General features: G+C 70.3%; 6 protein-coding genes. 3 read left to right on the top strand and 3 right to left on the bottom strand.

Annotation, left to right across the window (positions count from 1 at the left end; all coding sequences use genetic code 11):
- Nucleotides 1–211: 211 nt before the first annotated feature.
- The gene (locus QH276_RS17465; RefSeq protein WP_280396821.1) at nucleotides 212–523 is read right to left on the bottom strand and encodes a hypothetical protein; all 312 of its coding nucleotides are present in this window, start codon (nucleotides 521–523) and stop codon (nucleotides 212–214) included.
- A 30-nt stretch (nucleotides 524–553) separates the two neighbouring features.
- Entirely contained in the window at nucleotides 554–2,242 is a 1,689-nt protein-coding gene (locus QH276_RS17460; protein ID WP_280396820.1) for an MDR family MFS transporter, read from the bottom strand.
- Nucleotides 2,243–2,469: 227 nt separating this feature from the next.
- Between QH276_RS17460 and QH276_RS17455 the strand changes: the two genes are divergently transcribed.
- The gene (locus QH276_RS17455) at nucleotides 2,470–3,207 is read left to right on the top strand and encodes a dienelactone hydrolase family protein (RefSeq protein ID WP_280396819.1); all 738 of its coding nucleotides are present in this window, start codon (nucleotides 2,470–2,472) and stop codon (nucleotides 3,205–3,207) included.
- Between the two features lie 65 nt (nucleotides 3,208–3,272).
- Here QH276_RS17455 and QH276_RS17450 read toward each other — a convergent pair whose 3' ends face one another.
- Nucleotides 3,273–3,935 carry an O-methyltransferase gene (locus QH276_RS17450; protein ID WP_280396818.1) on the bottom strand — a complete coding sequence of 221 codons (663 nt, stop codon included), beginning with the start codon at nucleotides 3,933–3,935 and terminating at the stop codon, nucleotides 3,273–3,275.
- A 169-nt stretch (nucleotides 3,936–4,104) separates the two neighbouring features.
- On the opposite strand from QH276_RS17450, the gene QH276_RS17445 reads away from it, so the two are divergent.
- Nucleotides 4,105–4,515: a hypothetical protein gene (locus QH276_RS17445; protein ID WP_280396817.1), complete on the top strand. Its 411-nt coding sequence runs from the start codon at nucleotides 4,105–4,107 to the stop codon at nucleotides 4,513–4,515.
- 48 nt (nucleotides 4,516–4,563) lie between these two features.
- Nucleotides 4,564–4,719, top strand: coding sequence for a DUF6131 family protein (locus tag QH276_RS17440; protein ID WP_280396816.1), 156 nt, complete (start codon nucleotides 4,564–4,566; stop codon nucleotides 4,717–4,719).
- The last annotated feature ends 181 nt before the right edge of the window (nucleotides 4,720–4,900 follow it).

Genomic DNA, 4,900 nt, shown 5'->3' with positions numbered 1-4,900 from the left:
CTGCTGGACGAACAGGGCAGCCGTCCCTCGTTCGCCGGCTGATCCGCACGCGCACCTCGTCAACCTCCGGCGGTGGCGCCGAGCGGCCGGGCCCGCCCCCGCCCCGCCGGGGGGGGCGGGCGCCCCCGCCGCCCCCCGCCCGCGCGGGGGGGGCCGCCCCCCCCCCCCCCCTCGGCGCCACCGCCGGTGGTTGACGAGGTGCGCGTGCGGATCAGCCGGCGAACGAGGGACGGCTGCCCTGTTCGTCCAGCAGCTCGCCGGCCATCTTGTCGAGCGCCCGGTCGAGCCGGGACCGGTCGGCGGGATCGTCGAAGGCCCAGTCCTGCAGCCGGTTGTCCAGCCAGTCCCGCCAGACCCGCCGGAAACGCTGGGCCTGTCGCTCACCGCTTTCGGTCAAACGCAGCGTGTCCCCGTCGACCGCCACGAATCCGGCTCGCGCGGTATCCCGGTAGACCGGTTCGAGGACACCCAACGGGACCATATGGTCGTCCGCGATACCGGTGAGGGTCGCGCCGCCCCGCACCCGGGCGCGCAGATGTACCGCACCGATCGCCTAGGCCACCGGTTCGGGGAGTTCGCCACCGGTGAGGTCGTGCAGCGAAGGCCCCGGCAGACCGCCCGCCTTCCGCTGGTCGCGCCGCAATACCTGAGCGACGGCGTGTTCCAGCTGCGCGGCCCGGTCGGCGGTATCCGGCATCGAGAAGCCCTCGCCCAGCTCCGCGGCGCGGGCCCGGGTGCTGTCGCGCAGCGGTACTTCGCGCAGGAACCACGCCACCACGAAACCGGCCAGGGCCACCGGCACCACCCATCGGAACACGGTGTCGATGGCGGTCGTATAGGCCTCGATGATCGGCGCCGCCGTCGCTTCGGGCAACGCCCGCAAGGCCGCCGGGCTCTGCGCGACCTCCGGCGCCACACCGCTCTCGGCCAGTGCCGCGGCGAGGGCGGGATCGAGTTTCCCGGTGTAGAGGGTGCCGAACACCGCGGTACCGAATGCGCTGCCGACCGTGCGGAAGAACGTCACACCCGAGGTCGCGGTACCCAGCTGCGCGTAGGGCACGGTGTTCTGCACGACGATGGTCAGCACCTGCATGGACAGCCCGATACCGAACCCGAGGACCAGCATGTACAGCGATTCCAGCCAGATACCGGTGTGCCGCCCCATCGTCGACATCAGGTAGAGGCCGAGGGCCATCACGGCCGCACCGGCGATCGGGAACGGTTTGTACCGGCCGGTGGTCGAGACGATATTGCCGGAGACGATCGAGGTCACCAGGAGACCGAACACCATGGGCAGGGTGCGCAAACCCGACTCGGTCGCCGAGACACCGTCCACGTACTGCAGGTACGTCGGCAGGTACGTCATGGCACCGAGCATGGCGAAGCCCACGATGAAACTGAGGATCGAGCACACCGTGAACACCCGGTTGCGGAACAGGTCCATCGGCAGCATCGGTTCCGGCGCCCGGTTCTCCACCAGGACGAACGCCGCCAGTAGCACCACCGATCCGGCGAACAGGCCGATGATCACCGGCGACCCCCAGGCGTATTCCGAACCGCCCCATTCGAGCCCGAGGATCACACCGGCCACACCGAGTGCGACCAGCGCGATACCGAGGTAATCGATCACCGGGCGCACGGCCGGGCGCACCGTGGGAATCGTCCGGGCGGCGAGCACGATCATCACCACCGCCACCGGAACATTGATGTAGAAACACCACCGCCAGCTGGCGTGATCGGTGAACAGGCCGCCCAGAGTGGGTCCGAGGACGGTGGTGACCCCGAATACCGCGCCCATCGCACCCTGGTATTTCCCGCGCTGCCGCAACGGGATCACATCGGCGATCAAGGCCATCGCGGTCACCATCAGCCCACCGGCGCCGACCCCCTGGATCCCGCGCGCGATGATCAGCGTCAGCATGTCCTGCGCGACCCCGGCGAGTACCGAACCCAGGATGAAGACCACCGCGCTGATCTGGAATACGAGTTTGCGGCCGAACAGGTCACCGAATTTACCGGCCAGCACCGTCGATACGGCCTCGGCGAGCATATACGCGGTGACCAGCCAGGCCATATGCCCGGCGCTGCCGAGATCGGCGACGATGGTCGGCAGCGTGGTCGCCACGATCGTCTGGTCCAGCGCCGCCATCAGCATGCCGAGCACGATGGTGACGAACACGATGTTGCGGCGGCGGCGATCGAGCGTCGGCGCCGTATCGGGAACCTCGCGGGTGCCGGTCATCCGCCGAGTATCGGCGACGGACCCCCGCCGGCCGTGGCGGGACACGCACCGGGAGGAACTGGGACCACCTGGGCGAACCGGCACGGGCGCTGTCCATGCGGGCGGTTCCGGCACCGACTCGCCCAGGTCGGCGACCGGAGTCGTGGTCACGAGTACACAGGGGAGCAGGTACCTGCCGGCGGCAGACGCCCGCCGGAGCGTGCGCTGCCCGGAGTAGGGTCGCGGGGATGACGATGATCGAGATATCGCTCCCAGGTGGCAGTGCGGAGGGCTATGTGTCCGGCACGTCCGGGCCGGGGGTGCTGCTCTTCCAGGACGCGATCGGGTTGCGCCCGCAGATCGAGCGAATGGCGGACCGGATCGCGTCGTGGGGGTATGTGGTGCTGGCCCCGCACGTTTTCTGGCGGGACGGACGCGCCGCGGACCTCGCGCCGACGGTCGACCTGCGCGATCCGGCGAGTCGGGACGCGTTCTTCGCGTCCGGCGTGGGTGCGCGGATGGCCCGGCTCACGCCGGAGGTCCTGCGGGCCGACGGTGAGGTCTGGCTGGAGACCCTGCACGCGCTGCCCGGGGTGACCGGGACCGCGGTCGGCGCGACCGGATACTGTTTCGGCGGCCGTATCGCGCTGCGCCTGGCCGCGCACCGCCCGGACGAGGTGGCGGCGATCGGGATGTTCCACACCGGCGGAATCGTCACCGACGACCCCGACAGCCCGCATACCGAGGTCCCCCGGGTCCGGGCCGCGGTGCTGGCCGGGCACGCCGACAACGACGGCTCCAACACTCCCGAACAGATCGCCGCCTTCGATGCGGCGCTGAAATCCGCCGGGATCGATCACCGCACGGCCGTCTACCCGGACGCCGTGCACGGCTACATCATGGCCGACACCGCGGCCTATCAGGAAGAAGCGGCCGAGCGGCACTTCCGGGAGCTGCGGGAGCTGTTCGACCACACCCTGAAGTAGCCGGCCGGTGTGCCGTGCCGGAGCGGCGAACGGGTTCGGCACACGCCGATCCGGGCGCCGCCGGGTTAGTTCACCACGGCGAAAGCGAAACCGTCCCAGCCCTTCGCGCCCACTGTCTGCAGGACCGTCGCGTCCAGCCGCGGTTCCGCGGCGAGGAGTTCGACCAGTTCCCGGCTCGCCCGGACCGCCGGGTCCTCGGTGGAGGCATCGGCCAGACGTCCGCCGCGGACCACATTGTCGACGACGATCACCGCGCCGGGACGGCTCAACCGCAGCGCCCACCGCACATAGTTCGAGTTGTTCACCTTGTCGGCGTCTATGAAGACCAGGTCGAACGGATCCGGGTTTTCTGCGGCCAGGGCCGGCAGCGATTCCAGCGCCGCACCGATCCGGATATCGACCGTATTCCCGACCCCCGCCCGGTCCAGGTTCTCGCGCGCCACCTGGGCGTGCCGCGGTTCGAATTCGAGCGTCGTCACGCTCCCCCGGCCGCCGACCGCCCGCGCCAGCCACAAGGTGCTGTAGCCACCCAGCGTGCCGATCTCCAGTACCCGCCGCGCCCCGGTCGACCGGGCCAGCAGGTACAGGAACTTCCCCTGCGCCTCGGAGACGTCGATGGACGGCAGACCCGCCTCGGCGTTCGCCCGCAGGGTCGCGCTCGCCGCGGTATCGCGCACCAGATGGTCCACCACGTACTCGTCTACGTCCGCCCACTCGGATGTGCTCATACCCGCAGTGTGCCACTCGACCGCGCCCCGGTGCCGCCGTGCCGCGCGGCACAGCCGGGAATCGATACCACCGGTGAAATCGGCCGGAAGACTTTGACTTCCCACCGTTTGACATCGACTGGACCGGGAATAGCGGGGGCATAGTGTTCCTCGACCCATCGGAATTGCCATGATCATTGTTCTCGGGCTCGTGATCGCCGTCGCGGCGATTGCCGCCGGCGTTGCCGGCGTCGCGGCCAATACCAGTGATGCCAACCAGCTGACCAGCGACTTCTCGGTCTTCGACTACCACTTCGCCGGTACCACCGGCGAACTGTTCCTCATCGGCATAGCCGTCGGTGTGGCCGGCGGGCTGGGTGTGGGGCTCGTTTCCGCCGGGACGTGGCGGTCCACCCGCCGGGGCCTGTCGACCCGCCGCGAACTGCGGCAGTCGCGTAAGGAGATCGCCGCGGCCCAGCGGGATCTCGCCCAGACCGGGGCACCGGCGCAGCGGCCCGCCGCCGGCCGTCCGGCAACTCCGGCCTGGTCGATGAGTAAGTTGCTGCGCAAACCGGGCAAGGGTGCGGCATCCGCCAAATAGTTTTCGGCGTCGACCGGACGCCGGATCTCGAATCAGAAAGTCAGTGTCATGATCGTTCTCGGCCTCATTCTGCTCATCGCCGGTTACCTGCTCGGTATCGGCCTGCTCACCACCGTCGGCATCATCCTGCTCGTCATCGGCGCGGTATTGGCCGTGGCCGGATCGGTGGGCCGTCCCGTCGGTGGCCGGCGGCATTATTACTGACCCGGGCCGCGACAACTGAGCCTTGTACCGGACACGGGGGGGGGGGGGGGGGCCCCCCCGGACCCCCCCCCCCCCGGGGGGGGGGGGGGGGGGGGGGGCGGGCGGGAGGGGGGGGGGGGCCGGCCCGGCAGCCGGGTGCGGGTAGGGGGGGCCGGGGGCGGGGGGGGGGGGGCCGGGGGGG

The sequence above is a fragment of the Nocardia carnea genome (assembly GCF_029869215.1).
GTDB classification, from domain to species: domain Bacteria; phylum Actinomycetota; class Actinomycetes; order Mycobacteriales; family Mycobacteriaceae; genus Nocardia; species Nocardia carnea_B.
The sequence above is the reverse complement of the archived record's forward strand: the minus strand, read 5'-3'. Positions and strand labels throughout refer to the sequence as shown.

Excerpts from the sequence above, each read along its gene's own strand:
- QH276_RS17445 (WP_280396817.1), top strand. The coding sequence starts at position 4,105 with ATGATCATTGTTCTCGGGCTCGTGATCGCCGTCGCGGCGATTGCCGCC.
- QH276_RS17460 (WP_280396820.1), bottom strand. The coding sequence starts at position 2,242 with ATGACCGGCACCCGCGAGGTTCCCGATACGGCGCCGACGCTCGATCGC.
- QH276_RS17440 (WP_280396816.1), top strand. The coding sequence starts at position 4,564 with ATGATCGTTCTCGGCCTCATTCTGCTCATCGCCGGTTACCTGCTCGGT.
- QH276_RS17455 (WP_280396819.1), top strand. The coding sequence starts at position 2,470 with ATGACGATGATCGAGATATCGCTCCCAGGTGGCAGTGCGGAGGGCTAT.
- QH276_RS17450 (WP_280396818.1), bottom strand. The coding sequence starts at position 3,935 with ATGAGCACATCCGAGTGGGCGGACGTAGACGAGTACGTGGTGGACCAT.